The 1,774-nt window shown below is 62.6% G+C and carries 2 protein-coding genes, 1 tRNA gene and 1 pseudogene; 3 read left to right on the top strand and 1 reads right to left on the bottom strand.

From position 1 onward, the window contains the following. From AC1DQP_RS20190 to AC1DQP_RS20180, 3 genes and pseudogenes are all read left to right on the top strand, one after another. Positions 1-867, top strand: a pseudogene (locus AC1DQP_RS20190) (pilus assembly protein); the annotation flags it as partial. After that, complete coding sequence (locus AC1DQP_RS20185) at positions 864-1,298, top strand: type IV pilin protein (protein WP_478052388.1); 435 nt, start codon at positions 864-866, stop codon at positions 1,296-1,298. The pseudogene AC1DQP_RS20190 and the gene AC1DQP_RS20185, both read left to right, overlap by 4 nt. 56 nt (positions 1,299-1,354) lie before the next feature. Then, a tRNA-Asn gene (locus tag AC1DQP_RS20180) sits at positions 1,355-1,431 on the top strand. 115 nt (positions 1,432-1,546) lie between these two features. On the opposite strand, the gene AC1DQP_RS20175 is transcribed toward AC1DQP_RS20180, so the two are convergent. Next, positions 1,547-1,774: GspH/FimT family protein (locus AC1DQP_RS20175; protein ID WP_478052387.1), on the bottom strand; the 228-nt coding region annotated here is incomplete at its 5' end.

Below are 1,774 nucleotides of genomic sequence, written 5' to 3'. Positions count from 1 at the left end.
GACCGATATCGCGGTACCGCCACCCGGACCCGCGGTACCGATGGCTATTACGATACCGCCTACGCGGCCGACCAGAAGGGAGCAGTGTGGAAGTTCGATCTGCGTGCAGGGACCAATCTGACCGTCCCGCTGTYCACCTCGCGTAGTTACACCGAAAACGGGCGGACACTGCGTCAGCCCATCATCGGTGGGCTCGAATCGATGGCGGGCGAGTCCGGCGGCAACATGCTGTTCTTCGGCACCGGCAGCTTCTCCTTTGTCGATGACCCGTCCGATACCTCGGTCCAGAGCCTCTATGGCCTGAATGACACCGTGGATGGTCAGATCACCACTACGCTGACCCGTGCCAATCTCACAGGCAGCGTGATCGCCTCTGCGGCGCAGGGCCGCGGCTTGACCCGGAGCACCGCGCCCACTGGTAGTCGTGGCTGGTATGTCGACCTGCCCGGTGGCGAACGCTTTGTTGGTCAGCCCAGTATTTCCGAGGGCGATGTCTACATGCGGACCTACGTGCCGTCGCCGACCGCTTCCGGTTGCGCCTCTGCCGGGACCAACTGGACATTCGTGCTGCAGGCGCTTACCGGCAACGGTGCGTTGGGGGGCTCCAGGCTTGGCTCCACCACAGGTACGGTATTGGCAGACGGAACCGCTGCAGTAGAGACGCCGTCGACCGGCAGTGCGGCGATCACCGATGTGGGGATTGGTTCGCTACCCTCCCAAGGCCTTGCGGCCGCGCCGCCCGGCGGGCCGACGGGCAACCCACCGACACCCAACAATCAATGCTGGGCCTGGTTCACCAATGGCACTGCGCCGATGGTATTCCGTCCTTATCCTTGCGGACGTCAATCGTGGAGACAGATCCAGTGACCTTTCATCGTTCTTCGGCGGGAAGCGTGCGGCACGCAAGCGGCTTCACCTTGATCGAGCTGATGGTTGTGGTGGCCATCGTGGCGATCCTGGCAGCGATTGCGTATCCGAGCTACACCCAGCACGTGCTGGCGTCCAAGCGGGGATTGGCCAAGGCAGAAATGGTGGAGTACGCCCAGCGCGCGGAGCGGCATCACACGCTGAACAATAGCTACACATCGTTTACCTTCAGCGAAACGGGAACGAGGACGGTCAATTCGCCACGCACGGGCACGGCTGCCTACACGGTGACCATTACGCCCGCGGCGTCCACCTTCGTGATCACCGCCACACCGGCGGGGCCGCAGGCGCGCGACAAGTGCGGCACGCTGACGGTAAACCAGGCAAACCAGAAGACGCCCGGTACGGTGTCCGGCGTTACCTGCTGGTAGCCGCGTAGGTCCGGCTGTTGCAAGGTCTGATTTGAGCGTCTAGAATGCGCCTCCCCGCCCGAATAGCTCAGCCGGTTAGAGCACTTGACTGTTAATCAGKGGGTCGTTGGTTCGAGTCCAACTTCGGGCGCCAGATCTGAAAAAGCCGCGAGAAGTCGCGGCTTTTTCTTTGCCTGCTGTTCGGGGCAGCAAGGGCGCGGAGTGGTGAAGGATGGCCCTCACCGGTGGTTTTGCGTTTGACGGTGACCTCAGTCCGCGCAGCTTCCGGGCCGATCCAGCGTCTCGGATCGAACCCGCCCGCTGTTGTTAACCACAACACGGCCGTACAAGTGGGCGTTGCGGCAGATGTCCAGCGAGAGGTTGGTTCCATAAGCGCGGCCATTTCCGAGGTAGCGGATGCGGTTGCGGGCGGCGCTTGTCTTTATCCGCCAGGCAGATGGCGGGTGCCATTGCTGATGTTGCAGGATGTCTCCAGC

This window comes from Stenotrophomonas sp. P5_A8, from assembly GCF_056400545.1.
Note: the sequence above shows the minus strand (reverse complement) of the source record. Positions and strands in the feature narration are given on the sequence as shown.